Consider the following 26574-nt stretch of genomic DNA (forward strand, 5'->3'; position numbering starts at 1 on the left):
CCTGACCAACCGAGATTGAAATGCTGCCTGAAGCCAAACTTGATACCTTGCTGGCACGTCACGCGGCGCTTGAGGCCGAATTGCTCGGTCAGGTGAATTCGGACACCTATGTCCGCATCACCCGCGAACTGAGTGAACTGACCCCTGTCGTCGATGCCGTGAAAGCCTATCGCGCGGCAACGGCGGAGATGTCCGACATCGAGTCCCTGATTGCCGACCCGCAAACCGATTCCGACATGCGGGCGATGGCGGAAAGCGAGCGCCCCGACCTCGAGGCGCGCCGGGATGAATTGGCGCAGCATATCCGCATCGCTCTCTTGCCGAAGGATGCGATGGACGAGCGCAACGTCATGTTGGAAATCCGTGCCGGTACTGGCGGCGACGAAGCCTCTCTGTTCGCGGGCGATCTGTTCCGGATGTATGAGCGCTTTGCAGCGTTGCAGGGCTGGAAGGTCGAAGTGATGTCCGCCAGCGAAGGCACCATGGGCGGCTTCAAGGAAATCGTTGCCGAGCTGCAGGGCCGTGGCGCCTTCGCCAAACTCAAGTTCGAATCCGGTGTCCATCGCGTACAGCGCGTCCCGGACACGGAGACTCAGGGCCGCATCCACACATCCGCAGCAACGGTCGCAGTGCTACCGGAAGCGGAAGATGTCGATATCGACATCAAGGACAGCGATCTGCGGATCGAAACCATGCGCGCGCAGGGCGCCGGCGGTCAGCACGTCAACAAAACCGAGTCCGCGATCCGCATCACCCATATTCCCACCGGCATCGTCGTCAACATGCAGGACAGCCGCTCGCAGCATAAGAACCGTGCATCGGCGATGAACATCCTGCGCTCGCGCGTTTACGACGCCGAGCGCCAGCGCGTGGATGCCGAGCGTTCGGCCGAACGCAAAGGACAGGTCGGGTCCGGCGATCGCTCCGAGCGAATCCGCACCTATAATTTTCCGCAAGGCCGCGTGACCGATCATCGCATCAATCTCACGCTGTACAAATTGCCTCAAGTCATCGCGGGCGAAGCACTGGGCGAATTGGTGGACGCGCTCACCACCGAGCATCAGGCCGCACAGCTCGCCGAACAGGGCAACGCGGCGTGACCGCTGCCAAGCTCGCTGGACTAAGCGTTGACGTCGCACGGCGGACGCTGGCTGCACGCTTGAAAGAGAGCGGCATAGATTCGCCGGAACTCGACGCACGATTGCTGATCGGCGCTGCGCTCGATCTTGATCACACCGGGCTGGCCGTTCACGGCGCGCGCCAGATTATCCCTGTCGAAGCCGGCGTTATCGAAAGCTTCGCAAAGCGTCGGATCGAACATGAGCCGATTGCCCGCATATTGGGCCACAAAGAATTCTGGGGCCTCGATCTGCGCCTTTCAAAAGCGACACTTGTTCCACGGCCTGACACCGAGACCGTGGTCGAAGCCGCACTTGAATTCGTGCGAAGCAATCCCATCTTTGAAGGAGAAATTCGTATCGCCGACATCGGAACGGGATCTGGTGCCATTTTGTTGGCGCTGCTCAGCGAGCTCCATCAGGCGATTGGAACGGGCACCGATATTAGTTGCGAAGCGATTGCAACGGCGGAGCTGAACGCCGAGCGGCTCGGTATCGCTCATCGCGCAAGTTTCATTCAGTGCAACTACGCTGCCGGATTGTCAGGTTTTTTTGATCTGATCGTGTCGAACCCGCCGTATATCCGTTCGTTGGATATCCAGACGCTCGATGCAGAAGTACGGGACAACGATCCGCACCTGGCCCTTGATGGTGGTCCCGACGGTTTCGATGCCTACCGCATCATCGTCCCTCAAGCCGCGAAGTTGTTGGCACCGGGGGGCGGGCTGATCGTTGAAGTTGGGTACGATCAAAGCAGGCAGGTGAGCCAAATGATGCAGGCGGCAGGATTAACCGTTCCACATCCGCCACGGGCTGATTTGGGCGGTATTGAGCGCGTTGTCGTGGGACAACAGGTGGGCCTTTAAGGGTGTCTGGAACAGAAAAAACCTCTTGGAATATTGCTCCGGAGCGACTAGGTTCCGGCCACAATATCGGTTCAGGGTCGTGGCTCCCGTTAAGGGATATGGGGTTGAAGCCAGGCGTCTCGCGAGAGATACCCTCCGGGTCAAAGGTTCCTAAAAGGCAGGTCATGTTAAGCGCGAAGGCTGAAAGTGCTGCGCAGCTTGAGACCGCGAAGCGAACGAAAGCCTAAGATTGCGCTCGAATATTCACTTGCAGAACATCATGCTTGCTAGTGCAGGCTGATTTGATCCGGCCCAGATGGCTCATTGCCTTCGGGCATTTGGAGAACGCGTCCTTGTTGAACGCGATACACGGCAAAGTCGAAGTGAATCTGGACGGCTCCGCTTCAATGCGGACGATGCGCCGTGCGTCCGGCATACCAACCACCTCTATCCAGAATCGGTAAAAGGCACGACATGAGAAACGGTCCGAACAACAACAAGCGTATGCGCAGTCGGAACAACAATAATAACAATAACAATAATAATAACCGCCGCGGCCAGAACCCGATGACCCGGGTGTTTGAATCCAACGGACCTGACATCAAAATCCGCGGCACCGCCTCTCATATCGCTGAAAAATATGTCCAGCTGGCCCGCGACGCGCGGAGCTCGGGCGACCCGGTTGCGGCAGAGAATTACTACCAGCACGCAGAGCACTATTTCCGCCTGATTGCAGCGGCCCAGGAACAGTTTCGCCAGAGCCAACCGCAGCAGCAACAGCCGATGGTTCGCACTGACGTCGACATGGATGACAGCGGCGAGGAAAGTGACGGCTATTCAAGCTTCGGCGCCGAACCCGGATTTGTCCCCGTTCAGCAGCCTCAGCCCCAACCGCAATATCAACCGCGCGAGGCTCAGCCTTATCAGCAGCAGCCGCGCGAACAGCGCCAGCCCCGCGAAGACCGCCAGCCGCGCGAAGATCGCCAGCCCCGTGAGGACTACCGCGAACAGCGCGAACACCGCTCGCAACAGCAGCCCTCCGTTCCGCATTCCGAGAATGACCAAGTCGATCGCCTGCCGTCGTTCATCACCGGCGGCGCTCAGCCGCAGCCGAGTGCCAACGGGCATGAGACTGGCGGAAGCCAGAACGGCGAACGTTTTGGCCATCGCCGCCGGCGCCGGCCACCGGGACCGCGCGCTGCGGACAGCCAAATCGCTGCGCCCTCGAGCGATGACCTCGGCTCCGCGGGCGACTGATCCAAAGCGTTAGACCCATTACGAAAGACGCGACCGGTTTTAACCGGTCGCGGATGTGTCGTCCCGCCGGGTCGGGGTCGGCACAAGGACCGGCGGCATCGCCGGAATAAGCCGTGTCCGCTCCCGGCGCGCTGGAATGGCACGATAGACCTGCTTCGACGCCTCCACGATGTGCACGCCTGCAAATGGCGAGGACACAGCCGCGCTCATTCGCTCCCACGCCATCGCCGAACGTAAAATCCATCCGCCCTCGATCGGCGGCATGAACAGCGCTTCGCCCCAGGCCGTCGGTGTGAACCAGGTTTGCCGCAACAGCTGCGTGATCTGGGAGCGCGAATACGGACGGCCGTGACCGAATGGCGTGTTGTCGGTTCGGGTCCAGACGCCGCGGCGGTTGGGAATAACCGCCATCATGCGCCCCGAGGGCGCGAGCACACGCCAGACCTCGCGCAGCAGTCCCTCCGGATCATCCGAGATTTCCAGCGCATGGACCACCAGGATGCGATCGATCACGGCATCCGCCAGCGGCAGCGAGAATTCATTGACAAGCGTCGACAGCGTCGGACGCGCGGTCGGCCACTTCATAACGCCCTGAGCCGCCGGCATCAGCGCGAGACAGCGCTCCGCATCTTCGCGGAACAGACCGAGATAGGGTGTCGGATATCCTATGCCCGCGACACGCATGCCCTCCGCATGCGGCCAAACACGGTGGATGCCGCGACTGATCAACCGCCGCGCCACGGTGCCCAGGCGCTGCGAATAGAAGTTGCGAAGGTCGATCACGTCGATTGTCATGCGTTTGAACCTATCATGACCTACCGGCGCATGCAGCGGGGCTTCGTCCGACGCCGACCGGTGATTGAAGGTGGCGTTAACGCATTTCACTCGACACGGCGGCCGTGTTAGCGTGGCCGCAATCCCGAGAAACGGAGACGTCATGACCGCCGAGATCCGACTTTTTCCCTGCTTGTCCGACAATTTCGGCTATTTGATTCATGATCCTTCGACCAAGGCGACCGCCTCGATCGACGCGCCGGAATCAGGACCGATCATCAAGGCGCTGCAGCGTGAAGGCTGGACGCTGACCGACATCCTGGTGACGCATCATCATGCGGACCATGTCGGCGGCATCGCCGATCTGAAGAGCAAATACGATTGCCGCGTCATCGCGCCGCATGACAAGGGAACAGCCATTCCCCTGGTGGACGAACGCGTGAAGGAAGGGTCAACCGTCAAAGTCGGCAATCTCACCGCGCGCGTGCTGGAGACGCCCGGCCACACACTCGATCACATCAGCTACGTCTTCGATGCCGAGCGTGCGCTGTTCTGCGCCGATACACTGTTCTCGATCGGCTGCGGCCGCGTCTTCGAAGGCACCTACCCAATGATGTGGGAGTCGCTTCTGAAGCTGCGCGCATTGCCCAACGACATGCGGGCTTATTGCGGGCACGAGTACACGGCCTCGAACGTCAAATTCGCGCTCGCAATCGAGCCGAACAATCCTGCGCTGAAAGCCCGCGCCGAAGAAGTCGCGCGCCAGCGCTCGGCAAACCAGCCGACAATTCCAACACTGATCCGCGACGAGAAGGAAGCCAACGTCTTCCTGCGTGCCGACGTGCCGAGCGTCGCAGCCGCCGTGGGCCTGGCAGGAAAAACACCTGCTGAGGTGTTCGGCGAACTGCGCGAGCGCAAGAACAAGGCATGATGTCAATGCACCCGTCGCTGACGGCAGCCGAGGTCATTGCGCGTCTTGACCTCAAGCCGCATCCTGAGGGAGGGCACTATCGCGAAACATTTCGCGATCCTGCCAACGATAGCGACGACCGCTCGGCGTCCACCGCGATCTATTTTCTGCTGGCGCGTGGCGAAAGGTCACACTGGCATCGCATCGATGCCGCAGAGATCTGGCACTACTACGCCGGCAGTGCGCTGACGCTCCACATCGCCGATGATGCCGGACAACGCGGTATTCAACTGGGGCAAGATTTGTCCACCGGTGAGCAGCCTCAAGCGGTCGTACCGGCGCATGCATGGCAAGCCGCGGAAACCACAGGTGACTGGACGCTGGTGGGTTGCACCGTCGCGCCGGGTTTTGATTTCGCCAAGTTCGAACTCGCACCGCCCGGCTGGAGTCCTAATTAAGGCTTCTTGCCGAACACCATGTCCTTCGCGGCGATTAGTCCGCCCCCCGCAATCAGGGCGGCGGCAAGAGCGAGGGTTGTTGTCGGCTTTGCGAAACCGGCAATAATCAGAAACGCCGTCGAGAGCAAAGGTGTGGCATACGATGCCGCCCCAAGCACGCGGATATCGCCGCGCTTCATGCCGATGTCCCACACAAAGAACGCAACACCGACAGGACCAACACCAAGGGCAATAATCGCGAGCCACTGGCCAAAGGTCTCAGGCCACACGGTGACTTCCAGGATGAGGTGCATCCCTGTGGCGAGGATGGCGGTCACGAGACAAAATCCGGCGACCGCATCGGTCGGCACCGCCGCCAGCTTGCGCGACATCACAGAATAGCCGGCCCAGACAAAGGCGGCGATAAAAGCCGCGACAAAACCGGGAATGTAACTTGCAGCGAATTCAGATCCGCTATTGCCGACCAACAGCAGAACCGTGCCGGCGAAGCCGAGAACCGCGCCGACGATGTGATGCGGCGCAAGCCGCTCCCCCGGGAGCAGCGACGACAACAGGACGATCAGAAGCGGCCAGAGATAATTCAGGAGGCCGGCTTCGGCCGGCGGCGCCAATCGCAGCGCAAGAAAATAAAGTGCGTGGTAACCGAACAGACCACCGACGCCGACGGCCCACACCAATGCGGGCTGACGTAACGCGGCAATCGCACCGGGCCGCCACAACCAGGTCAACGGACCGATGCAGGCGCCGATCGCAAATGTCATCGCCAGCAACTGGAACGGTGGGATGCGGCCTGTTGCCACGGTCAACGCCGCGAGCAACGACCACATGACAATGGCGGCAAGGCCGACAAGGGTCGCAGTGGAAGACGTCATCGCGAATCAGTGCCACGCAGATCGCGATGACGCCACCCTTACCTCGTGCGAATTTTAGTGCAGGTACTGACCACCGTTGATGGTCAGGGTGGAGCCGGTGATGAAGCCTGAATCATCGGACGCCAGGAACACCACCGAGCGCGCGATTTCCTCCGGCTCGCCGAGACGATTGGCCGGGATCTGCGGAATCACATTCTTTTCCAGCACGTCCTTTGGCACCGCCTGCACCATTTCGGTGTTGATGTAGCCCGGGCAAATCGCGTTGACCGTGATGCCGCCGCGGGCGTTCTCAAGCGCGAGTGCCTTGGTGAACCCGATGTCGCCGGCCTTGGACGCCGAATAATTCACCTGACCAAACTGCCCCTTTTGGCCGTTGATCGAGGAGATGTTGATGACGCGTCCAAACTTGCGGGCGCGCATGCCTTCGATCACCTGCCGTGTCATGTTGAACAGCGAACCGAGGTTCGTATTCACGACGGCATTCCATTGATCGAGCGACATTTTGTGGAAGGGGACGTCGCGGGTGATGCCGGCGTTGTTGACCAGCACTTCAATGGGTCCGATTTCCGACTCAACCTTCTTGATCCCGTCCGCACAGGCGTCGAAAGAACTGACATCCCACTTGTAAACGGGGATGCCGGTTTCCGCCTTGAACTTCGCTGCAGCTTCATCATTGCCGGCATAATTTGCCGCAACGGTATAACCGGCAGCCTTCAGAGCTTTGCTGATCGCCGCCCCAATGCCGCGCGTTCCGCCCGTCACCAATGCCACGCGTGCCATCTTGAATATCTCCTCCGGAAAAACTTCTGACGCTCTTATGGAAGGAAAGTATTTCGGCCATTTGAAGGGACGGCAAGAAAAAATGCCCGGCAGATTGCCGGGCATTTTGTTTTTATATTGTGCAGTGCGCTGACGTTACAAAGCCATCATGATTCGATGTGGGCTAAGAGCGATTTTAGCGCTCCACGCACATCGCAATACCCATACCGCCGCCGATGCACAGCGTGGCGAGCGCCTTCTTCGCATCACGCTTTTGCATTTCATGCAGCAGCGTCACCAGTACGCGCGCACCGGACGCCCCGATCGGGTGACCGATGGCAATTGCGCCGCCGTTGACGTTGACCTTGGAGGTATCCCAGCCGAGGTCCTTGTTGACGGCGCAGGCTTGTGCCGCAAAAGCCTCATTGGCCTCAATCAGATCGAGGTCGTCGGCTTTCCAGCCCGCTTTCTTCAGCGCGGCACGCGAAGCCGGGATCGGCCCCGTGCCCATGATTGACGGGTCGACGCCGGCCTGCCCCCAAGAGACGATGCGGGCGAGCGGAGTCTTGCCTTCCTTGGCAGCCTGCTTGGCGCTCATCAGCACCAGTGCGGCAGCGCCGTCGTTGATGCCGGAGGCGTTGCCGGCGGTCACCGAGCCGTCCTTTTCAAACGCCGCCTTCAGCTTGCCCATCGCGTCGATCGAAGCACCATGGCGGGGGTATTCGTCGGTATCGACGACGATATCACCCTTCCGGCTCTTGATGATGACCGGGACGATCTCATCCTTGAACCTGCCGGCCTTTTGCGCGGCCTCAGCCTTGTTCTGCGAGCCGACCGCGAATTCGTCCTGCTGCGCGCGGGTGATCTGATACTGCTTCGCCACGTTCTCGGCGGTGTTGCCCATGTGGTAACCGTTGAAGGCGTCCCACAGGCCGTCCTTGATCATGGTATCGACCAGCTCAAGCGAGCCCATCTTCACGCCGCCGCGAAGGTACTGCGCATGCGGCGCCATGCTCATGGACTCCTGCCCGCCGGCAACCACGATCTCGGAATCGCCGTTGCTGATCGCCTGATAGCCCAGCGCCACAGCGCGCAAACCCGATCCGCACAACATGTTAACGCCCCATGCGGGGCTGGCCACCGGGACACCGGCACCAATCGAAGCCTGCCGCGCTGGATTCTGTCCCTGCGCTGCAGTCAGGATCTGGCCCATGATGACTTCGGTGATACGATCCGGCTCAACGCCGGCGCGCTCCAGGGCGGCCTTGATGGCGACGGCTCCAAGGTCATGGGCGGGGGTGTTAGCAAACGCACCATTGAAACTGCCAACGGCAGTGCGCGCGGCGCTGACGATGACGACATCGTCGGTCATGGACATCTCCTGGGGTTGATAGGGTGAGGTAACCCGCCGGGTTGGCGGGACGCTCTCTCAGCTTTCATCCTCTTAATCTATGTCGCGGGTGTCAATCAGCCCATCTGCGAATTGATGCATCCGGCGCATGGCTGGTGGGGCCCGATCCGCGCCGCCCGGTTAACCCTCCTGCATAAAACGGTGGCAGTACCCATCTGAAAGTGCTTAGTTTATTGCGTCGCATTGTTTGCACTGCCCTCGGCGATGTCCGGCGGTTCCATCCCTCGATAGGTATGTGTGAGTCCATGGCAAAATCTGATCAGCCAATTACCATCAAAAAATACGCTAACCGGCGTCTCTACAACACCGGAACCAGCACTTACGTGACGCTTGAAGACCTCGCGGCCATGGTGAAGGAAGGCGAAGACTTTCTCGTCTACGATGCAAAGACCGGCGACGACATCACGCGCTCAGTTCTGGCGCAGATTATTTTCGAACAGGAAAATAAGGCCGGCCAGAATCTGCTGCCCACCACGTTCCTGCGTCAGCTTATTCGCTTCTATGGCGACAGCATGCAGATGGTGGTGCCGAAGTATCTCGAGCAATCGATCGATACCCTGACGCGCGAACAAGAAAAGTTCCGCAAGCAAATGACCAACACTTTCAGCATGACGCCTTTCGCGCCGCTGGAAGAGCACGTCCGCCGCAACATGGAAATGTTCGAGCGAACATTCTCGATGTTCAAGCCCTTCGCCGCACCTTCACGCAAGGAAGGCCCTCTCGGCGATGACACGCCGCCAAATGGCAGCGAACCACCCGCCGATGATATCGACGATCTCAAGCGTCAGATGAAAGAGATGCAGGATCGCCTCGAGCGCATGGCACGAGAGCCCGAGAACAAGGGCTAACCCGCAGGCGCCATCAGGCTGTAGCGGTCGACAGTCCCATCATCGCGCGGCGGTGATGGGAGGCGCTGTGTGGTTGATTTCCGGGCGCGTCAACGTGGCAAGGCCAGTCAGGCGGCCTTGGATGTAGTCGCAGCCCCATCCTTGCAGCAGCTTCGCCGATTCTTCGTCCTGCACCCATTCGGCGACTGTTTGAATGTTCAGCCGGTGCGCAAGATCGATCAGTGTCTGGACGAAAGCCCGGTCGTCGGCCGATCGTGAGATGTTCTGCACGAATGCGCCATCCACCTTGACGATATCGACGCCAAGTTTGCGCAGATTGCGGAACGACGTATAGCCCGCGCCAAAATCATCGATCGCAATCCGGCTGCCCATATTCTTCAGGCGCGTCACGAAACCTCGCACATCGTCGAGATCCTGAATCGCAACGGTCTCCGTAATCTCGACGATCAACCGTTCGGCAACTCCGGGATTCGCCCGCATCAGCGACTCGATGCTGGCCCACCAGTCGGGGTCCATCGTGGTGGCAGGGGAGATGTTGAGGCTGAGGTGCGCATGCGGCGCATCGGCCAGTTCCGCAACCACAAGCTCAAGGACGCGGTGATCGACAAGCCGGATGAGGCCCAACTTCTCGGCGACCGGGACGATATCGGGCGACAACGAATATTCACCGTCTTCCTGCCTCATCCGCACGAGACATTCATGGAAGGCGATTTGACGCGATGTCGTGGCGACCACCGGCTCATAGGCCATGACGATGCGGCGCTCGTTCAGCGCGGTGACGATTTCGTCGGTTACGCGGATATTGACGCGACGCTGAGCATCGCGCTCGACGCTCGGACGCCATTGCATCAGCGAGCCGCGACGCCGGACCTTGGCGAGATCGAGCGCTTCCTGCGTACGGTTCATGGCCTCTTCGGCGGTACGCGCATGACGCGGTACGCTGATCGCACCGATCGACGCCGTCACAGCCACCGGTCCCAGCGGCGTTGGCACGACCTCGTCACGAATACCGGCCAGAAACCGTTCCGCTGCGACATTCATGTCGTCCACGGTGCAGTTCTTCAAGATCAGGCCGAATTTATTGCCGGAGAAACGGCCCAGAATGTCACCGCCGCGTAGCCGTGCGCGAATCCGCCTTGCGACCTCAAGGATGACGCCATCGGCGACATCGTATCCGAAGGCATCGTTGATACGCGCCAGATGGTCGATGCCGACGAGCATAAAAGCAAATGAAGAGCGAAAGCGCGCGGCCTCCTCGATCATCTCGGCCAGCGCAGCCACCAGACGCGTGCGATTGAATTCGCCGGTCAATGGATCGTTCTGCGAAAGCTTCAGAAGCTGTTCGTCACGGGCGCGACGCTCGTTATTGACACGGACAAGGCCCAGCGCACGTGCGGGCCGTCCATCCGCGCCGGCGAACCAGCGTCCGGTTTCCTCGATCCACAGCACGGGCGCCGACATGCTGGCGCGGATACCGTATTCGATCTGATATGGCACGCCCTGGCCCGCATCCGAGCCGCTCGAATTCAACACGGCATCGGATCGGATGCCGCGCAAAGGCTCGATCAGCTTCGAAAAATCCGACGCCCTCGACAACGCCTCAGCCGGAATCTCGGGCAACACAGACGTGACGTTGTCGCTCCACTGCAGACTGTCGCCGGCAAGGTCCCAGACAAACGTCGCGTGCCCCAAAACGTTAAGGATGTCCGAAGCACCTGCCGATCTAAATGTCGTGATTTTCGGTGCAAAATTGGCTGCCGGAGGCGCAAAGGTGGTTGTCACGGTCGCCTCATTCCAGGACACGGCCAGATGATTCGCTGCTTCAGGATAAAACGTTCTATGGCGATCAGACTAGTGGCCCGTCTCCGAATAACCGGCCAATTCGCGGCGGGCTCGCACAGTTATTCGGAGACGAAAGGACACTAGAAAAATCAAAAAGCTAGTGTGGCTTTTGTCTCGCAATTGCCGAAAAGAGACGAGCTGCAAGGGACGTCGGCAATTGCGAGACGCCACACTAGTCCATGTTCTTGAAGAATGTGCCAACGAGTGTCCCGCGCACCCCGCAGCGGGCTTCGGATTCGAGAGGACACTCGCAAATCTGAGATTTTAGTGTGCTTTAGGTTCAGAAAGGGATTGCCAACCATAGTCGGCACGAACCTTGCGATGCCTGTCTCAACGGACGTTTGACGTCCCAAAACGAGACAGGCGGTACATCGTGAAAATCAGTCCCACGGCAAAGTACGGCACTTTCGACACCAGGCAGAACGGTCAGACAGAAACCGTCAGTGCCCCGGTAAGCACCGCACTAGTCCCGGTCGGACGAGCCGAAGTGCACACGTCATCGCATCGTTACGTTTCGACACGTCCGAACGCACCCTTCGTCGCTCACCTGATCGCGACGGCCGAACAAGCTCCACAGACACGAACTCTGCGGCGCGCCACATCAGCGGATGCACTTGCAGCCTATGGCCGTGTCACCGCGCGAACGGCTGCAATCGTCTCAAATGATGAAAACAGGTCGCTGGTCGCCTGAGCACCAAGCCGCGACAAGACGAAACCCAATCAGGGTTTGGAAGAAGCCGGCGGATCGACCGGCTTGTCACTCACATCCTTGGCGGCCTCGGCCTCATTGTCCTTGATGAGGTGAGACACGTTCCAGTCGGCGATCTTGCGCTCCGCAGCGCTGCTCTCGGCCGTTTGCAGCGTCGCAATGGACGGCGCCGGCTTCAACTCAGGCTCGCGTGCAGGCTCTGTCGGCGTCACCACCGGCGCGGTCGGTTTCGGCTCTTCCACCGTGACGTTGTGGACAGGAGCCCGCTCGGCAGGGATTGGATCCGGACGCGTTGGTTCGGGAGCCGCTCGCTCGGCGGGTACGGGGGCCGGAGTTGCCGGCGCCACGGGTTCGCGGCGAACCGGAGCAGGTGTAGCGACCGGTGCATCTGCACGCACACGACGGGACCTGTTGCGAATTCCGATCACCAGTCCTGCGAGGAATTCTATCGCCGTCAAAACGACCAGTAAAAAGAACGTCGAATTTCCGAATGGCGCCAGCAGTACGAATTCGGCGGTGGCCGCGCCGAACAGGATCAATGACAACAGATGATCGGTCACATAGCGAGCGCCGGGGCGCGCTGCTTTGATGACCTCGAACATCAGCAGCACCATGGCGAGCGCCAGCAGCGCATCGCCGAAGGTCACGGTCCAAACCACGCCGGACATCAACGTCACGCTCACGACCGGCGAGGAGAAAGCCACGCCGGGCATCAGGAAAACGAAGATGTTGTAGATCGCGAGCGGGATGAGAAGCAGCGGAAAACCGACCATGGACATCGGCAAGCTCTCTACAGGGCCATTGTTGGAAGCGCGCTCGTCACATGGATGTATGGCGTTCTTGAGGAGCCCGCATCACGTGCTCGTCGGCTGCCAACATCAAGCCAACGCCGCCCGGAGGCGGCGCGGCTGGAAGGATCAGGCGTCCTTCTTGACCTTCAGAACCTGACGGCCCTTGTACATGCCGGTCTTCAGGTCGAGATGGTGCGGACGGCGCAATTCGCCCGAGTCCTTGTCTTCAACATAGGTCGGCTTCTTGATCGCGTCCGCCGAGCGGCGCATGCCGCGGCGTGACGGCGAGGTTTTCCTGCGTGGAACGGCCATGGGGTCGTCGTCCTCTAAATCAAAGGCTCACCCGCCGGTGCGGGGGCTTTCCAAAAATCCGGATTGAGGCCGCGCTTATAGAGGAAGGCGGCCAACAAAGCTAGACCACAGAGGGGCCGAAAATGCGTTAAAATGGCTCAAAATCAACGATTGCGGTCCCAGCAATTGGAGATTTCAGCCGACTGGGCCCGCACCATATAGGTTCCGGCCAGCCGCCGCACCCCGGGTCCAGGCCGGCGAGCGCTCCGGGTCACCGGATTGGGTAAAATCGAGGCCAAAGTCGCGGCTTCCCGGGGCGACAACGCCGACGCGGAGCGGCCGAATGCGTACTCCGCCCCGGCCTCCGCCCCAAATTGCCCGCTGGGCCCCAGCTCCGCGACATTGAGATAAAGTTCCAGAATGCGCTTCTTGGGCAGGATGAGGTCGATCCAGAGCGCCAGCGGGAACTCCAGCCCCTTGCGGATGACACTGCGCCCCGGCCACAGGAACAGGTTTTTGGCGACCTGCTGGGTGATGGTCGAACCGCCCCGTGTCACCTCGCCTTCCTGCGCGTCCTCGATGATCTCCTGCACCGAATTCCAGTCGATGCCGTGGTGAAAGCAGAACTTGGCATCCTCCGCGGCGATCACCGAACGCGGCAGGGCCGGCGAAATGGCGTCAATGTCGATCCATTTTCGCGTCACAGGCTGGCCGGTGAGGTACCGGATGATCATCAACGTCGAAACCGGATGGCCCGTGCTGTAAAATGGCGTGAGGACGTAAGGCAGCAGCACCAATCCCAGCAGAATGAGGATTAACGCACGGATCAGTCGTCGCATTCGGCCCTAGTGTTCCGGTTCTGACATTCGTATCACTTCGCAGCTGGCACTTTACGAATGTCAGAACCAAAGGAACACTAGCAAAAATATGAATCTAGTGCGGTTTTGGATCTGACGTTCGTATTACGGACTCGCCGTTAATACTGATACGAACGTCAGATCCACCGCACTAGCCTCGATCATCCGGTCCAAATCTAGCTACCAGTGTGGCGGTTCTGAAGTCCGCATCATTCGTGCGGCGAGTCCGGAATGCGGACTTCAGAACCAAAGCCACACTGGAACAATAACTTGCTAGAGCCCTTCGATTCCGAAGTTCGCAGACGAACGAGCAGCGGAATGATGCGAACTTCGGAATCGGGGCTCTAGAAACAGGCCCACCCGCGAAATTCTCGTTCGCGACCAGCCTTTTGCGGAATTGACGCGGACGATGCCATGACCGATTGTCCGGCCGAAATTGCGTTCTCCTGGAGTTTTTGATGACCACCGGCACGTCCCCCCAAGAATTTGCGAAACGTCTCGACGCCACGGCGGCGGACACGGAAGCGCTGCTGACGCGCCTTCTGTCCGACACCCCGCTTCCGGGCGAGATCATCCGGCCGAAGCGGTTGATGGAGTCGATGCGCTATTCGAGCCTCAACGGGGGCAAGCGTCTGCGGCCGTTCCTGGCGGTGGAGAGCGCCGCGGTGTTCGGGGTCTCACGCGAATCCGCCCTGATGGCCGGTGCCGCTCTCGAATGCATTCACTGCTACTCGCTGATCCATGATGACCTGCCGTCGATGGACAACAGCGATCTGCGGCGCGGACGCCCGACCGCCCACAAGCAGTTCGACGACGCCACCGCTATTCTCGCCGGCGACGGATTGCTCACGCTGGCCTTCGACATCATCACGCGCGACGAAGTTCATCGCGATGCCGGCGTCCGTCTTGCGCTGACACGCGCACTGGCTCGCGCGGCGGGTGTCGGCGGCATGGTTGGCGGCCAGATCATGGATCTCGCCGGCGAGGGCCGGTTCGGCGACCGTGAGCCGCCGGATGTTGCCAAGCTTCAGCAAATGAAGACTGGCGCCCTGTTGAAATATGGTTGCATCGCAGGCGCACTGCTCGGACAGGCCACGAAGGAACAATACGACGCGCTCGATGCTTATGGTCACGCATTTGGAGAAGCGTTCCAGATCGCGGACGATTTACTCGACGTTGAAGGCGACGCTGCCGCGCTCGGCAAGCCCGCGGGGCAAGATGCGGCCGCCGGCAAGACAACTTTCGTCACGTTGCTCGGCATTGATGGCGCCAAGGCGCGTCTGCGTGATCTCCTGAAGAACGCAGATGCCGCGCTTGCGCCTTTTGGAGCGAAGGGGGACATTCTCCGCGCAGCTTCCCGCTTCGTCGCGGAGCGTCAGAGCTAAACTACGGAACGACGCCTTGGCATGACGGACAAGCAATCGGACGATCCCTATCTTCATCGTCTCAAGGGCATGCCGAGCCTACTCCGCATCATCTACGTGCGACCGCGCTTGTTTATTTCACTGGCGATTGGGTTGGCGGTGCTGTTTGCGCTGCCAGCCCATTTCCGGCTCGCGACGCGTCTCCTCGTCGCTTGGGATACATCCATCGCGCTCTACACCGTGCTGGCGTTTGCTCTGTTTCTGTCCTGCGATCATACCCGGATCAAGCGGCTGGCCAGCCTTCAGGACGACGGCCGTTTCCTGATTCTCATCCTGACGGCAGTGGCAGCGTTTGCGAGCATCGCCGCCATCGTTCTGGAGCTCGGCGTCAAACCGCAACGCCCGCCGCAACTCGTCCTCGCTGTCGTGACCATCGTGCTGTCGTGGTCCATGATCCACTCGACATTCGCGCTTCACTACGCGCATGAATATTATCGCGGCGCCAAGGCCGGCGGCCTGGCGTTTCCCGGCGACGACAAGCCCGACTACTGGGACTTCGTCTATTTCTCGTTCGTCATTGGCATGACGGCCCAGGTGTCAGACGTCGGCATCACCGACAAGGCAATCCGACGCACAGCCATTGCCCACGGCGTGGTTTCTTTCATTTTCAACACGGCTCTTCTGGCCCTGATGGTCAATATCGCGGCAAGCGCGATCTAGTGGAGCGGATTTGACATTCGCTACCGGTCACGCAGCGGGTTCGTTCGGCGAATGTCAAATCCTAAGCTCCACTAGCAGCTTATATTTGCTAGTGGTTCTTTGATTCTAACATTTGCAAAGGCATTCGCTGAAACGGGATGCAAATGTTAGAATCGAACCACTAGGGCGAACCCGCGCATGGCGACGACATTCCAAATCTTTCTGCTTCTCTTGACGGTCTTCGCCGGCACGGCGGCCGTTGCCAAAAAATTCAACCTGGCGCCGGCCATCCTGCTGATGGTCGTCGGCATCACGCTCGCGTTCATGCCCGGGTTACCGAAAGTCGTGCTGGAGCCCGAAGTCGTCATGCAGATCCTGTTGCCGCCGCTGATCTATTCGGCCGGCGTCTCCATGAGCTGGCGTGAGTTCAAATTCAATCTTCGACCGATCGTAACGCTGGCCATCGGATCTGTGATCTTCACAACCTGTGCCGTCGCCGCGGCGGCCTACTACGTGTTGGGATTGCCGTTGAGCGTCGGCTTCGTGCTCGGCGCCATCGTATCGCCCCCGGACGTTGTCGCTCCGCTGGCGATCGCGCGCAGGCTCGGGTTGCCACGCCGCATCCTTGTGATCCTCGAAGGCGAGGGCCTCGCCAACGACGCCACCGCCCTCATTCTTTATCGCTTCGCGATCGTCGCCATCGGCACCAGTGCGTTCTCGACGGTCAAGGCGACGGAGACGTTTTTTACCATCGTCATATGCGAGGTGCTTTTCGGCATTGCCGTCGGATGGCTCAGCCTGCGCCTGCGGCAATGGGCCCATGAACCGCGCATCGAAATCACGCTGTCGCTGCTGACGCCCTATCTTGCATTCTGGGTGCCTGAGCATCTCGGAGGCTCCGGCGTGCTCGCAACTGTCGCCTGCGGCCTCTACGTCAGCTGGAATGGTCCATTGCTGATTTCCTCGGCCACGCGCCTGCAGGGCATCTTCTTCTGGGATCTCGTCATCTGGCTGATCGAGGGCATCCTGTTCCTGCTGATCGGCTTCCAGATGCGGCTGCTGGTGGAGAAACACAACGCGCTGCCGCTCGGCGAAGTCCTGACGGCTATCGCTGTTGTCTCAGCGATCGTCATCGTGGCGCGTTTCGTCTGGATGTTTCCGGCCAGCTATCTGCCGCGCTGGGTGAGCAAGCGCTTACGAGAGCGGGACCCTGCCCGATGGCGCTACATTTTTACTATTTCCTTTACCGGAATCCGGGGCGTCGTCTCGTTGGCGGCGGCGCTTGCCATCCCATTGACGCTCCCGGACGGCCAGAGCTTCCCGCACCGCGATCTCATTCTATTCGTCGCCTTCGGCGTCATTTTCGTCACGCTCGTCGGGATCGGTCTGACTTTGCCGATGGTGGTGAAGGCGCTCAATCTCGCGCAGCACGGTCATGACGAAGCGATCCACGAACGGGAATCCGAGATCTCGGCACGGCGCGAAATTCTGCACGCCGCGCGGAATTCGCTGAAGGAGATTATCGTTGAACGGAATCTGCCGGAGGGCCTCGCAAGATTCCTGCAGTCACGGCACGAGATGCGCATGCAGGCGCTTCCCGATCCTCCCAGCGAGGCAGGCCAGGCCACCCCGGCAACGAGAGGGGCAGCCCTGGTGCGCGAGATGATTTCGATCGAACGCAAGCTGCTGCATCAACTGCTGCGCGACGGCAAGATCACGGACGAAGTGCGGCGGCGCATCGAGCGGGACCTCGACCTCGAGGAAGCCGTCGTCGACAATCGCGAGAAGACGACGCCGCTCTGACTGCACAAACAAAAACGCGGCGCCTACGCGCCGCGTCTTACAGACCAAATGATTTGATCGCTTATTCCGCTGCCGTTACAGCGGTCGCAGGCGCTGCACCGCCCTTGCCGTAACGCTGATCGATGTAATCGATCACCAGCGCCTTGAAGTCGGCCGCAATCGACGGGCCGCGCAGCGTGCGGAATTTCTGGCCGTCCACGAACACCGGTGCGGCCGGCGTTTCACCGGTGCCAGGCAGCGAGATACCAATGTTGGCATGCTTGGATTCGCCCGGGCCGTTGACGATGCAGCCCATCACCGCGACGTTCAGTTGCTCAACGCCGGGATAGCGCGTCTTCCACGTAGGCATTTCGTCGCGGATGAAATCCTGAATGTCCCGCGCAAGCTCCTGGAACACGGTCGACGTCGTACGGCCGCAGCCGGGGCACGCCGCGACCAGCGGCACGAAGGTGCGGAAGCCCATGGTCTGGAGAATTTCCTGACCGACTTTCACCTCGACGGTGCGATCGCCGCCCGGCTCCGGCGTGAGCGAGACGCGGATGGTGTCGCCGATGCCATCCTGCAGCAGGATGCCAAGCGCCGCGGACGACGCGACAATGCCCTTCGAGCCCATGCCGGCTTCGGTGAGACCAAGATGGATCGCATAGTCGGAGCGCGCGGCGAGCTCGCGATACACCGCGATCAGATCCTGCACGTTCGACACCTTGGCCGAGAGGATCATCTTGTTCTTCGGCAGGCCGATTTCCTCGGCGCGAGCAGCGGACAGCAGCGCCGACTGCACCATGGCCTCGCGCGTCACCGCGCGGGCGTCGATCGGATTAGGCGACTTGGCATTCTCTTCCATCAGCCGCGTCAGCAATTCCTGATCGAGCGAACCCCAGTTCGCGCCGATGCGAATGGTCTTGTTGTTCTTGATCGCGATCTCGACAATGTCAGTGAACTGGGTGTCGCGCTTGTTCTTGAAGCCGACATTGCCTGGATTGATGCGGTACTTCGCCAGCGCCGCGGCGCAGTCCGGATAATCAGCCAGCAGCTTGTGACCGATGTAGTGGAAGTCGCCGATCAACGGGACATCGACGCCGAGCTTGTCGAGCTTCTCGCGAATGTGCGGAACCGCGGCAGCGGCCTCGTCACGGTCCACCGTGATGCGGACCATTTCCGAACCGGCGCGCGCAAGGGCTGCGACCTGTTTTACCGTGCTGTCCACATCGGCGGTGTCGGTGTTGGTCATCGACTGCACGACGATAGGCGCGCCGCCACCGACTTTGACGTTGCCGACAACTACCTGAACCGTTTGATGGCGCCCCTTGGGGCCTGCCTCGATGGTCTTGGTCCGTTCTTTCAGATCGCTCACTTCAGGGTCCCTTTTTGGGGCTCAAATATCAGGTTTTGGTGACGGGGAGCAGCGGATCGCCAGCCGCTTCATGGGGGCGATTTACCAGATATAGGCCCGCCATGACCAGAAGGGCAGCCCCCGCAAAGGCTAAAGTGAGGGTGTCATGCATAACGAAATACCCCCCAATCACGCCAAAGAGCGGGGTCATGAAGGTAAATGACGACAATTTGCTCGCAGAATAGGTCTTTATCAGGAAAAACCAGATCAGGAAGGTGATCCCGACCACCCAGAAGGTCTGGTAGATCATCGATGCCCAGGCGATGGTTCCCGGCAGATGGGTAATCGTTTCCCCCGACAGCAGCGCTCCCAAGGCCAAAATCGGGATCGAGACCGCGACCTGATAGGCCAGCGCCTTTTCCGCAGGCGCCCGGATCAGCGACGTTCCTTTGGCGACCAGCGTCGTGGCCGCCCAGAGCACGCCGCCGCCCATCACCATGATGTCCCCCATGATGACCGTGGCATCCACCGACGCCTGCGGAACACCGATCGCCAGCGCGACACCGGCAAACGACAACGCCAATCCGCTCCACTGCAGCGAGCTCAACCGTTCGCCGAGAAAACGGCGTGAGCCAAGCGCAACCACAAACGGGGCCACGTAGAGAAACACAACCGCGCGCGACGCACTGGTGTAGACGAGACCGCGGTAGATCAGGATGAATTCGACGCCGAAAAACAGACCTGCGATCAATCCGGACCGCAACGTGCCGTCGCGCTCGAACATCTTCACACCGCGTAACCAGGCAATGAGCAGGATCACAGCCAAACCGCCGATGGAGCGAAGGGTCGCCTGCATGAGCGGTGGAATGTCAGGGAGCGCGACCTTGACCGAAATCTGGTTGAAGCCCCAGCTCAGACACAGCATCACCATCAGGGCAATCGCTGTCGCACTCAGCGGCCGCGCCTTTGCAGTTGTCGATTGATCCGATGGCATGGCCCCCCGCGGCCGGCTTTCCGCCGTGTTGTTCTTGGTTACGCAGCTTTCTGACAATGAGCGCAGATACCGGTGATTTCGACCACTGACAATTTCGGCGAGAAGCCGGTGCCGCGCGCAGCTTCGTTGAAGCTCTGTGCCAGCGGCGTTGCCGGGATTTCACCCACCGAGCCGCACATTTCGCAAATCAAAAACGCCACCATCGTCGTCTCATCATGGTTGTGAGCGCAGGCGAGGAAAGCGTTACGGCTTTCGATGCGGTGGACCAACCCGTTTTCCATGAGAAAATCGAGGGCGCGATAAACCGTGATGGGCGCGGGCCGCGGCATCGTCTTCGCGAGTTCCTCAATCACCTCATAGGCGCCAAGCGGACGATGGCTTGAAAGCAGCGCGCTCAATACCTGTCGCCGGATTGGCGTAAATTTCTGCCCCCGACCACCGCAAACGCGCTCAGCATGCGAAATCGCATCCTCGGTGCAGCGGCCGTGGTCATGATCCGGCGCGGGAAAAACAGGCTTCGTCTGTTCCATCGTTAAACATGTAGTGCGATTGGGGTGATTCCGCTCATATTTTTCATAGCATCATCGAATATGAAATTTTTGCAACGCAGCAATTTCTATTGCATTGCGACATAAACTCCCAAATCATCCATGACCGTGAAAACCCCATAGGCCCAACGTCCCGCTGGAACTGATTTTTGCCATTTACAGAGATCAACGACCATGGCGCCCACGCTTAAATCCTATCTCGATAATCTTTCGCCGTGGAATTTCAGCAGCGGACGCAAAGTCGGCGCGGCCAAGAAGATCAATCTTGCACTGCAGGGCGGCGGATCTCACGGTGCGTTTACGTGGGGCGTGCTGGATCACCTGCTCGCCGACGGCCGGCTGGAAATTACAGGGATTTCCGGCGCGTCAGCCGGCGCGGTCAACGCCGTGATGCTCGCCGACGGCCTGACACGCGGCGGACCAGACGAGGCCCGCAAACGATTGGCCGAGTTCTGGCGGGCCGCAAGCGCGGGTGGCGATCTTCCGCCGGTTCAGCGCGCACTGACCGACCGCTTGTTCTCGATGCTGCCTTTCGCGGCAACACCGGTGCAAAGCTGGTTCGAGACCATGGCGCGTTATTTTTCGCCCTATGAACTCAACCCGCTCAACATCAATCCTCTGAGTGACTTGATCGCGCGTTTCGTGGACTTTGAAGCGCTTCGCAACAACACCGATCTCGCGCTCTATATTTCCACGACCAACGTGCATACCGGACGCCTGCGCATCTTCGCCGGCGACAAGATCACAGCCGACGTGGTGATGGCATCGGCGGCGCTGCCTTTCCTGTTTCGGGCCGTGGAGATCGACGGCGTGCCCTACTGGGACGGCGGTTACATGGGCAATCCCGCCATCTTTCCGTTCCTGCAAACGACGGACACCGAGGATGTGCTCGTTGTCCAGATCAACCCCATCTCACGCAACGTCACGCCGCGCACGTCTGCCGAAATCATCAACCGCCTGAATGAAATCACATTCAACTCGGCGCTGATCTCGGAATTGCGCACGATGGATTTCGTCAACCAATTAATCGACGATGGCCGTCTGCCGCGCGGCACCGGCAAGGATCAGTACCGGCGCTTGAATATCCACCGCATCGACCTGGGCGGGCTCGGCACCCGGCTTGCGGCGTCCAGCAAGCTGAAGACCGACTTCGAATTCTTCGAACTGCTGCACCGGGCCGGCATCCGCGCCGCGAAGAAGTTCCTCGACGCCCATTTCGACAAGATCGGCCGCACCAGCAGCATCGACCTGGCCGCCGAATCCGGTGTGGAGTGGGCCTGACCTACCAACCAACTGAAATCATGATGTTTTCTGGCGCGCTATGCGCCATTTGCAGGCCTCGCATCTGGATTCAAGGCCTGCTAAATTAGTAAGCCTTGCTTATTATAGCCGAAGCTTAATGTGAGGCATCCATGCCCAAAAGCCCGACCGATTTTCTTTTCATGTTGTTCGAGACCCAGCGGCTGCTGCGGCTCCTCGCCGAGAAGCAGGCCGCGCCTTACGGCATCACCAAAGCCCAATGGGGCGTGCTGGCCAAACTGGAGCGGACCGAAGGGCTCAAGCAGTCCGAGCTGGCGGAATTGCTGGATGTTCAACCCATCACGCTGACGCGCCTCATCGACCGGCTGTGTGAGAGCGATCTCATCGAGCGACGCGAAGACGCCAAGGATCGTCGCGTGAACCGGCTTTACCTGCGCCCGGCGGCGCGGCCGCTGCTGGAAAAGCTGAGCGAGCTGCGCGCGGACATCACCGAAACCGCTTTGAACCACCTGAATATCGAACAGGCGAACGATCTCGTGCGCCAGTTAGAGACCATCAAGAACAACGTGCGCGATGCATTACAGAGCGCCGACAATAAACTGAAGGACCAGCGATATGGCTGAACCGGTCGTAAAGTTCCCCACTGAACAGAAAGCGAAGGACAAAGAATCTGCGCCCGGCAATCAGCGAAGAGGCTGGCGTCAGACCATGCGTGAGAGGCGGCGCACGCTGCTGCTCGTTGTCGTCCCCTTGATCGCCGTTGTCGGCGGCATCGCCTTTTATTTGTCCGGCGGGCGCTATGCGACCACCGATGATGCCTATATTGGCGCGCAGAAGGTGCTGATCACACCGGATATTTCGGGCAAGATCGATAAGGTCGTGGTCAAAGAAGGTCAGCACGTCAACGTCAACGATGTCCTGTTTGAAATCGACCCGGTCCCGTTCCGCTTCGCCCTGGAGCAGGCCAAGGCCACGCTCGAGCAGGCCAAGACGAACTACGACAATCTGAAATCCAATTATAAGTCTTACACGCAATTGCTTGAGCTCGCGCAGCAGGGCGTCGACTTGAAGCAGCGCGACGTCGATCGCAAAGCGACGCTGGTGAAAAGCAGCGCCGGATCGCAACTCGACCTCGACACCGCGACAACCAACCTCGTTCTTGCGCGCGCTCAGCTCGAGCTGCTGCAGCAGCAGACGTCCAACTCAAAGAATCAATTGCTCGGCGATCCCGATCTGCCGTTGGAGCACTTCCCCCCTTACGCGCAGGCAAAGGCCGCGCTTGATCAGGCACAGCGCAATCTCGATCACACAGTTTTGCGCGCGCCGATGAGCGGGACCGCAACACAAGTCGATCAGATTCAACTCGGACGTTTTGTCGCCGCCGGTACGCCGGTGTTCAGCGTGATCGATGACGCTGCGCCGTGGGTTGACGCAAATTTGAAGGAGTCCGATCTCACTTACGTAGCCAAGGGTCAGCCCGTCACACTGTCAGTGGACGCGTTTCCTGATCACACCTTCAAAGGAACTGTCGGTTCGCTGAGCCCAGGAACCGGCGCGCAATTCGCCATTCTGCCGCCGCAGAATTCAACCGGGAACTTCGTGAAAGTCGTGCAGCGTGTTCCCGTCCGGATTTATTTCGACACTCATGATGCCGCCGTAAAGAAGCTCAAGGCTGGGATGAGCACGTATGTCTGGATCGATACCGGACATCAGCGTTCGCTCGCAGGTCTTCTCGGCCTCTCCTCCGCATCGGCGCAGGAGGAAACCCGGTGACCGCCTCCGCCACCTCCACGGCGGCGGTCCCGGGTCTTCGCCGTAACATGGTCACGGTCTGCGCCATGACCGCGACCATCATGCAGGCCCTCGACACGACGATCGCGAACGTGGCGCTGCCCTACATGCAGGGCACGCTGTCCGCGTCGCAGGATCAGATCAACTGGGTTCTGACATCTTATATCGTCGCCGCGGCCATCATGACCGCACCGGTGGGCTGGATCGCCAACCGGTTCGGACGCAAGAAGATCTTCATCATCTGTTCGGCAGGCTTTACCGTAGCATCAGTGATGTGCGGCCTCGCGCAGGACATCACGCAGATGGTGCTGTTCCGCCTGCTGCAGGGCGTGTTCGGTGCAGCACTGGTGCCGCTCTCGCAAGCGGTGATGCTCGACTCCTACGCGCTGCACGAACGCGCGAAGGCGATGTCGATCTGGGGCATGGGCGTGATGCTGGGGCCGATCATGGGCCCGTCCCTCGGCGCCTGGCTCACCGAGACTTATTCCTGGCACTGGGTGTTCTTCGTCAACCTGCCGTTCGGTATCGTCACCGTACTGGGCCTGATGGCCTTCATGGATGAAACAACACCGAACCACAATCTTCGCTTCGACTGGTTCGGCTTCATCGCGCTGGCGATCGGCATCGGCTCCATGCAGCTCGCACTGGACCGTGGCGAACAACTGGGCTGGCTGGAATCGCCGGAAATCGTGGCAGAATCGATCATCTCGATCATCGGTTTCTATTACTTCTTCGCGCACTCGTTCACGACCAAGCAGCCATTCATCCAGTTCGCGATCTTCAAGGATCGTAACTTCATCGGCGGCTGCGTCTTCATGGCGGTGATGGGCCTCGTGCTCTACAGCACCATGGCACTGGCATCGCCGTATCTGCAGAATGTCATCGGCTATCCAATCATGACCGCCGGCCTGCTGCTGGCGACGCGCGGACTGGGCACATTCGTCGCGATGATGCTTGTCGGACGCTTCATGAAATATATCGAAGCGCGGACGCTGATTGCGAGCGGCATGATTCTCATGTCGGTCTCCCTGTTCTTCATGACGGGATGGACCGACCAGACCAGTGTGCCGACGATTGTCGTCGTCAGCATTGCCCAGGGCTTCGGCCTTGGCCTCGTGTTCGTGCCGCTCTCAACGGTCGCGTTCCTGACACTGCCCAATCACCTGCGCACCGACGGCACCGCGATGCTGACCCTGGTGCGCAACGTCGCCAGCTCGATCGGCATTTCTGTCGTCATCGCCAAGCTGACCGAAGGCGGTCGCCAAGCCTATGCGATCCTCAACGAGCACGTCACGCCGTTCAACCACGCGATGCAGATGCCGGACGTTGCCGGCATTCTCAACATGAAGACCGATTCCGGCCGCGCCATCATGGATGTGCTGCTGCAGGTTCAGGCGCAGATCATCGCCTTCTCACGCGATTACCAGATGGTGATGATCGTGACGCTGTGCGCGATTCCGCTCGCCCTCATGATCGGGTCGAGCAAAGCGGCGATGCGGCAGCAGGCCCAGTCCGCGGATCATGCGGCGGTGATGGACTAAGGTCTCGAAGCCACAGCTAACCATCTGCCTGCGGCTTACCATTCGGATCAAATAAAAAGCACGACCAGCATACCGCTGATCGTGCTTTCGCTTTTAGATCGCCGCTTTTCAGCGAGATGCGATCAGTTCAGCTTCTCGATCGCGGCCGCGACGCCCTGGCCGACGCCCACGCACATGGTAGCGATCGCGAGCTTGCCGCCACGCTTTTCCAAACCGTGAACTGCGGTCATCGCAAGACGCGCCCCGCTCATGCCGAGCGGGTGGCCCAGCGCGATGGCACCGCCATGGGGATTCACGAAATCGGCGTCTTCCTTCACGCCGAGCTGACGCAGCACCGCGATGCCCTGCGAGGCGAAGGCTTCGTTGAGCTCAATGAGATCGATGTCAGTGATCTTGAGGCCGAGGCGTCCGAGCAATTTCTGCACGGCCGGCACCGGACCGATGCCCATCACGCGCGGCGGGACACCTGCCGATGCGAGGCCGAGAATACGTGCACGCGGCGTGAGGCCGTGCTTCTTCACGGCCTCTTCGGATGCAAGGATCATGGCCGCCGCGCCGTCGTTGACGCCGGACGCATTGCCCGCGGTCACCGTGCCGTTGGGGCGAACGACAGGCTTCAGCTTCGCGAGCCCTTCAATGGTGGTTTCAGGACGCGGATGCTCGTCCTTGTCCACGACAATGGGGCCGCCCTTGCCGCCGGCGATCGTGATCGGCGTGATTTCCTCGGCGAAATAGCCTGCGGCGATCGCCTTGCCCGCGCGCTGCTGCGAGCGGATGGCGAACGCGTCCTGATCGGCGCGCGAGATCTGATAATCCTCCGCCACGTTCTCACCGGTTTCAGGCATCGAGTCGACGCCGTACTGCTGCTTCATCAGCGGATTGATGAAACGCCAGCCGATGGTGGTGTCATAGGTCTCAACGGTGCGCTGAAAGGGCTGCTCCGCCTTGCCGGTTACAAATGGCGCACGTGTCATGGATTCCACGCCGCCGGCAATCGCAAAATCGATTTCGCCCGCGCGGATCGCACGCGCCATTCCACCAACGGCATCCAGACCCGACGCGCACAAACGGTTGAGGGTCATGCCGGGGATGCTGTCCGGAAGACCGGCAAGCAGCAACGCCATGCGCGCCACGTTGCGGTTGTCTTCACCGGCCTGGTTGGCGCAACCGAAGGCGACTTCATCCAGCGCGGTCCAATCGACGTTGGGATTGCGCGCCATCAAGGTCTTGATCGGCGCGGCCGCGAGGTCGTCCGTGCGCACTTTGGCGAGCGACCCGCCAAAACGTCCGATCGGCGTACGTACCGCGTCACAAATATAAACATCGCGCATTGTTTGCTCCCTGAATGCCAAGCGGACGGAACGACCGCACCGAATTTGGCGTGAGTTTTAGGAAGGCCCATCCGCCACGTCAAACAATCGATGCTCAAACCGGCCTCGTTTTCAGGCAGATCCGGTATGCCGGCCCCATCCAGGAGCGTGGAAAACGCGGTCTTGGAG

General features: G+C 60.1%; 26 protein-coding genes. 14 read left to right on the forward strand and 12 right to left on the reverse strand.

Annotation, left to right across the window (positions count from 1 at the left end):
- Window positions 1–14: 14 nt before the first annotated feature.
- The 3 genes from prfA to ACP0KA_RS09605 all read left to right on the forward strand — a co-directional run bounded on the left by prfA (window position 15) and on the right by ACP0KA_RS09605 (window position 3220).
- Entirely contained in the window at window positions 15–1100 is a 1086-nt protein-coding gene (prfA, locus tag ACP0KA_RS09595; RefSeq protein WP_424631544.1) for a peptide chain release factor 1, read from the forward strand.
- Window positions 1097–1984, forward strand: coding sequence for a peptide chain release factor N(5)-glutamine methyltransferase (prmC, locus tag ACP0KA_RS09600; protein ID WP_424628566.1), 888 nt, complete (start codon window positions 1097–1099; stop codon window positions 1982–1984). The genes prfA and prmC overlap by 4 nt, the downstream gene beginning before the upstream one ends.
- Before the next feature lie 453 nt (window positions 1985–2437).
- The gene (locus tag ACP0KA_RS09605; RefSeq protein ID WP_424628567.1) at window positions 2438–3220 is read left to right on the forward strand and encodes a DUF4167 domain-containing protein; all 783 of its coding nucleotides are present in this window, start codon (window positions 2438–2440) and stop codon (window positions 3218–3220) included.
- 39 nt (window positions 3221–3259) lie between these two features.
- On the opposite strand, the gene ACP0KA_RS09610 is transcribed toward ACP0KA_RS09605, so the two are convergent.
- Window positions 3260–4015, reverse strand: coding sequence for a methyltransferase domain-containing protein (locus tag ACP0KA_RS09610; protein WP_424628568.1), 756 nt, complete (start codon window positions 4013–4015; stop codon window positions 3260–3262).
- A gap of 142 nt (window positions 4016–4157) precedes the next feature.
- Between ACP0KA_RS09610 and gloB the strand changes: the two genes are divergently transcribed.
- Window positions 4158–4925 (forward strand): hydroxyacylglutathione hydrolase, encoded by a 768-nt coding sequence (gloB, locus tag ACP0KA_RS09615; RefSeq protein WP_424628569.1) that lies wholly within the window; start codon window positions 4158–4160, stop codon window positions 4923–4925.
- Window positions 4925–5362, forward strand: a complete 438-nt coding sequence (locus ACP0KA_RS09620; protein ID WP_424631545.1) for a cupin domain-containing protein — start codon at window positions 4925–4927, stop codon at window positions 5360–5362. Before gloB ends, ACP0KA_RS09620 begins: the two co-directional genes overlap by 1 nt.
- Here the strand turns inward: ACP0KA_RS09620 and ACP0KA_RS09625 are convergent.
- The 3 genes from ACP0KA_RS09625 to ACP0KA_RS09635 all read right to left on the reverse strand — a co-directional run bounded on the left by ACP0KA_RS09625 (window position 5359) and on the right by ACP0KA_RS09635 (window position 8365).
- The gene (locus ACP0KA_RS09625) at window positions 5359–6234 is read right to left on the reverse strand and encodes a DMT family transporter (RefSeq protein WP_424628570.1); all 876 of its coding nucleotides are present in this window, start codon (window positions 6232–6234) and stop codon (window positions 5359–5361) included. The two genes, ACP0KA_RS09620 and ACP0KA_RS09625, sit on opposite strands and share 4 nt — an antisense overlap.
- A gap of 54 nt (window positions 6235–6288) precedes the next feature.
- On the reverse strand, window positions 6289–7014 hold the full coding sequence (gene phbB / locus ACP0KA_RS09630) for an acetoacetyl-CoA reductase (protein WP_424628571.1): 726 nt from the start codon (window positions 7012–7014) through the stop codon (window positions 6289–6291).
- A 175-nt stretch (window positions 7015–7189) separates the two neighbouring features.
- Entirely contained in the window at window positions 7190–8365 is a 1176-nt protein-coding gene (locus tag ACP0KA_RS09635; protein WP_424628572.1) for an acetyl-CoA C-acetyltransferase, read from the reverse strand.
- 284 nt (window positions 8366–8649) lie between these two features.
- Here ACP0KA_RS09635 and phaR point away from each other — a divergent pair, with 284 nt between their 5' ends.
- Window positions 8650–9252 carry a polyhydroxyalkanoate synthesis repressor PhaR gene (phaR, locus tag ACP0KA_RS09640; protein ID WP_424628573.1) on the forward strand — a complete coding sequence of 201 codons (603 nt, stop codon included), beginning with the start codon at window positions 8650–8652 and terminating at the stop codon, window positions 9250–9252.
- A gap of 39 nt (window positions 9253–9291) precedes the next feature.
- On the opposite strand, the gene ACP0KA_RS09645 is transcribed toward phaR, so the two are convergent.
- Window positions 9292–10989: an EAL domain-containing protein gene (locus ACP0KA_RS09645; protein WP_424631546.1), complete on the reverse strand. Its 1698-nt coding sequence runs from the start codon at window positions 10987–10989 to the stop codon at window positions 9292–9294.
- Between the two features lie 478 nt (window positions 10990–11467).
- On the opposite strand from ACP0KA_RS09645, the gene ACP0KA_RS09650 reads away from it, so the two are divergent.
- The gene (locus ACP0KA_RS09650; RefSeq protein WP_424628574.1) at window positions 11468–11785 is read left to right on the forward strand and encodes a hypothetical protein; all 318 of its coding nucleotides are present in this window, start codon (window positions 11468–11470) and stop codon (window positions 11783–11785) included.
- A 29-nt stretch (window positions 11786–11814) separates the two neighbouring features.
- Here ACP0KA_RS09650 and ACP0KA_RS09655 read toward each other — a convergent pair whose 3' ends face one another.
- The 3 genes from ACP0KA_RS09655 to mtgA form a co-directional block, all read right to left on the reverse strand.
- Window positions 11815–12582 carry a hypothetical protein gene (locus ACP0KA_RS09655; RefSeq protein WP_424628575.1) on the reverse strand — a complete coding sequence of 256 codons (768 nt, stop codon included), beginning with the start codon at window positions 12580–12582 and terminating at the stop codon, window positions 11815–11817.
- Window positions 12583–12720: 138 nt separating this feature from the next.
- The gene (gene rpmF, locus ACP0KA_RS09660; protein ID WP_424628576.1) at window positions 12721–12906 is read right to left on the reverse strand and encodes a 50S ribosomal protein L32; all 186 of its coding nucleotides are present in this window, start codon (window positions 12904–12906) and stop codon (window positions 12721–12723) included.
- A gap of 143 nt (window positions 12907–13049) precedes the next feature.
- Complete coding sequence (gene mtgA, locus ACP0KA_RS09665; RefSeq protein ID WP_424628577.1) at window positions 13050–13724, reverse strand: monofunctional biosynthetic peptidoglycan transglycosylase; 675 nt, start codon at window positions 13722–13724, stop codon at window positions 13050–13052.
- A gap of 476 nt (window positions 13725–14200) precedes the next feature.
- On the opposite strand from mtgA, the gene ACP0KA_RS09670 reads away from it, so the two are divergent.
- From ACP0KA_RS09670 to ACP0KA_RS09680, 3 genes are all read left to right on the forward strand, one after another.
- A complete protein-coding gene (locus ACP0KA_RS09670) occupies window positions 14201–15127 on the forward strand; it encodes a polyprenyl synthetase family protein (protein ID WP_424628578.1) in 927 nt (308 codons plus the stop codon).
- A gap of 21 nt (window positions 15128–15148) precedes the next feature.
- Entirely contained in the window at window positions 15149–15826 is a 678-nt protein-coding gene (locus ACP0KA_RS09675) for a DUF1345 domain-containing protein (protein WP_424628579.1), read from the forward strand.
- Window positions 15827–16003: 177 nt separating this feature from the next.
- Entirely contained in the window at window positions 16004–17608 is a 1605-nt protein-coding gene (locus ACP0KA_RS09680) for a Na+/H+ antiporter (RefSeq protein ID WP_424628580.1), read from the forward strand.
- Window positions 17609–17669: 61 nt separating this feature from the next.
- Here the strand turns inward: ACP0KA_RS09680 and ispG are convergent, their stop codons facing one another.
- From ispG to ACP0KA_RS09695, 3 genes are read right to left on the reverse strand one after another with little or no spacing between them, the layout of a single operon-like run.
- A complete protein-coding gene (ispG, locus tag ACP0KA_RS09685) occupies window positions 17670–18962 on the reverse strand; it encodes a flavodoxin-dependent (E)-4-hydroxy-3-methylbut-2-enyl-diphosphate synthase (protein WP_424628581.1) in 1293 nt (430 codons plus the stop codon).
- Between the two features lie 28 nt (window positions 18963–18990).
- Window positions 18991–19935 (reverse strand): DMT family transporter, encoded by a 945-nt coding sequence (locus tag ACP0KA_RS09690; RefSeq protein ID WP_424628582.1) that lies wholly within the window; start codon window positions 19933–19935, stop codon window positions 18991–18993.
- Window positions 19936–19973: 38 nt separating this feature from the next.
- The gene (locus tag ACP0KA_RS09695; protein WP_424628583.1) at window positions 19974–20465 is read right to left on the reverse strand and encodes a Fur family transcriptional regulator; all 492 of its coding nucleotides are present in this window, start codon (window positions 20463–20465) and stop codon (window positions 19974–19976) included.
- Between the two features lie 192 nt (window positions 20466–20657).
- Between ACP0KA_RS09695 and ACP0KA_RS09700 the strand changes: the two genes are divergently transcribed.
- From ACP0KA_RS09700 to ACP0KA_RS09715, 4 genes are all read left to right on the forward strand, one after another.
- Window positions 20658–21764 carry a patatin-like phospholipase family protein gene (locus ACP0KA_RS09700; RefSeq protein WP_424628584.1) on the forward strand — a complete coding sequence of 369 codons (1107 nt, stop codon included), beginning with the start codon at window positions 20658–20660 and terminating at the stop codon, window positions 21762–21764.
- Between the two features lie 131 nt (window positions 21765–21895).
- Window positions 21896–22366: a MarR family winged helix-turn-helix transcriptional regulator gene (locus tag ACP0KA_RS09705; protein ID WP_424628585.1), complete on the forward strand. Its 471-nt coding sequence runs from the start codon at window positions 21896–21898 to the stop codon at window positions 22364–22366.
- Window positions 22359–23516: an HlyD family secretion protein gene (locus tag ACP0KA_RS09710; protein WP_424628586.1), complete on the forward strand. Its 1158-nt coding sequence runs from the start codon at window positions 22359–22361 to the stop codon at window positions 23514–23516. Before ACP0KA_RS09705 ends, ACP0KA_RS09710 begins: the two co-directional genes overlap by 8 nt.
- A 47-nt stretch (window positions 23517–23563) precedes the next feature.
- Window positions 23564–25075: an MDR family MFS transporter gene (locus ACP0KA_RS09715; protein ID WP_424631547.1), complete on the forward strand. Its 1512-nt coding sequence runs from the start codon at window positions 23564–23566 to the stop codon at window positions 25073–25075.
- Window positions 25076–25197: 122 nt separating this feature from the next.
- Here ACP0KA_RS09715 and pcaF read toward each other — a convergent pair whose 3' ends face one another.
- Entirely contained in the window at window positions 25198–26406 is a 1209-nt protein-coding gene (gene pcaF, locus ACP0KA_RS09720) for a 3-oxoadipyl-CoA thiolase (RefSeq protein ID WP_424628587.1), read from the reverse strand.
- Window positions 26407–26574: the final 168 nt, after the last annotated feature.

Origin of the sequence: Bradyrhizobium sp. SYSU BS000235, from assembly GCF_049747295.1 — a bacterium.
Classification (GTDB): Bacteria; Pseudomonadota; Alphaproteobacteria; order Rhizobiales; family Xanthobacteraceae; genus Afipia.

What these genes read in the sequence shown, in the direction of transcription:
- ACP0KA_RS09675 (WP_424628579.1), top strand. Translation starts at nt 15,149, where the DNA reads ATGACGGACAAGCAATCGGACGATCCCTATCTTCATCGTCTCAAGGGC.
- ACP0KA_RS09690 (WP_424628582.1), bottom strand. Translation starts at nt 19,935, where the DNA reads ATGCCATCGGATCAATCGACAACTGCAAAGGCGCGGCCGCTGAGTGCG.
- gloB (WP_424628569.1), top strand. Translation starts at nt 4,158, where the DNA reads ATGACCGCCGAGATCCGACTTTTTCCCTGCTTGTCCGACAATTTCGGC.
- ACP0KA_RS09655 (WP_424628575.1), bottom strand. Translation starts at nt 12,582, where the DNA reads ATGTCCATGGTCGGTTTTCCGCTGCTTCTCATCCCGCTCGCGATCTAC.
- rpmF (WP_424628576.1), bottom strand. Translation starts at nt 12,906, where the DNA reads ATGGCCGTTCCACGCAGGAAAACCTCGCCGTCACGCCGCGGCATGCGC.
- ACP0KA_RS09715 (WP_424631547.1), top strand. Translation starts at nt 23,564, where the DNA reads ATGGTCACGGTCTGCGCCATGACCGCGACCATCATGCAGGCCCTCGAC.
- phaR (WP_424628573.1), top strand. Translation starts at nt 8,650, where the DNA reads ATGGCAAAATCTGATCAGCCAATTACCATCAAAAAATACGCTAACCGG.
- pcaF (WP_424628587.1), bottom strand. Translation starts at nt 26,406, where the DNA reads ATGCGCGATGTTTATATTTGTGACGCGGTACGTACGCCGATCGGACGT.
- ACP0KA_RS09620 (WP_424631545.1), top strand. Translation starts at nt 4,925, where the DNA reads ATGTCAATGCACCCGTCGCTGACGGCAGCCGAGGTCATTGCGCGTCTT.
- ACP0KA_RS09705 (WP_424628585.1), top strand. Translation starts at nt 21,896, where the DNA reads ATGCCCAAAAGCCCGACCGATTTTCTTTTCATGTTGTTCGAGACCCAG.
- ACP0KA_RS09610 (WP_424628568.1), bottom strand. Translation starts at nt 4,015, where the DNA reads ATGACAATCGACGTGATCGACCTTCGCAACTTCTATTCGCAGCGCCTG.
- ACP0KA_RS09695 (WP_424628583.1), bottom strand. Translation starts at nt 20,465, where the DNA reads ATGGAACAGACGAAGCCTGTTTTTCCCGCGCCGGATCATGACCACGGC.
- phbB (WP_424628571.1), bottom strand. Translation starts at nt 7,014, where the DNA reads ATGGCACGCGTGGCATTGGTGACGGGCGGAACGCGCGGCATTGGGGCG.
- ACP0KA_RS09700 (WP_424628584.1), top strand. Translation starts at nt 20,658, where the DNA reads ATGGCGCCCACGCTTAAATCCTATCTCGATAATCTTTCGCCGTGGAAT.
- ACP0KA_RS09680 (WP_424628580.1), top strand. Translation starts at nt 16,004, where the DNA reads ATGGCGACGACATTCCAAATCTTTCTGCTTCTCTTGACGGTCTTCGCC.
- ACP0KA_RS09670 (WP_424628578.1), top strand. Translation starts at nt 14,201, where the DNA reads ATGACCACCGGCACGTCCCCCCAAGAATTTGCGAAACGTCTCGACGCC.
- ACP0KA_RS09605 (WP_424628567.1), top strand. Translation starts at nt 2,438, where the DNA reads ATGAGAAACGGTCCGAACAACAACAAGCGTATGCGCAGTCGGAACAAC.
- ACP0KA_RS09635 (WP_424628572.1), bottom strand. Translation starts at nt 8,365, where the DNA reads ATGACCGACGATGTCGTCATCGTCAGCGCCGCGCGCACTGCCGTTGGC.
- mtgA (WP_424628577.1), bottom strand. Translation starts at nt 13,724, where the DNA reads ATGCGACGACTGATCCGTGCGTTAATCCTCATTCTGCTGGGATTGGTG.
- ACP0KA_RS09710 (WP_424628586.1), top strand. Translation starts at nt 22,359, where the DNA reads ATGGCTGAACCGGTCGTAAAGTTCCCCACTGAACAGAAAGCGAAGGAC.
- ACP0KA_RS09625 (WP_424628570.1), bottom strand. Translation starts at nt 6,234, where the DNA reads ATGACGTCTTCCACTGCGACCCTTGTCGGCCTTGCCGCCATTGTCATG.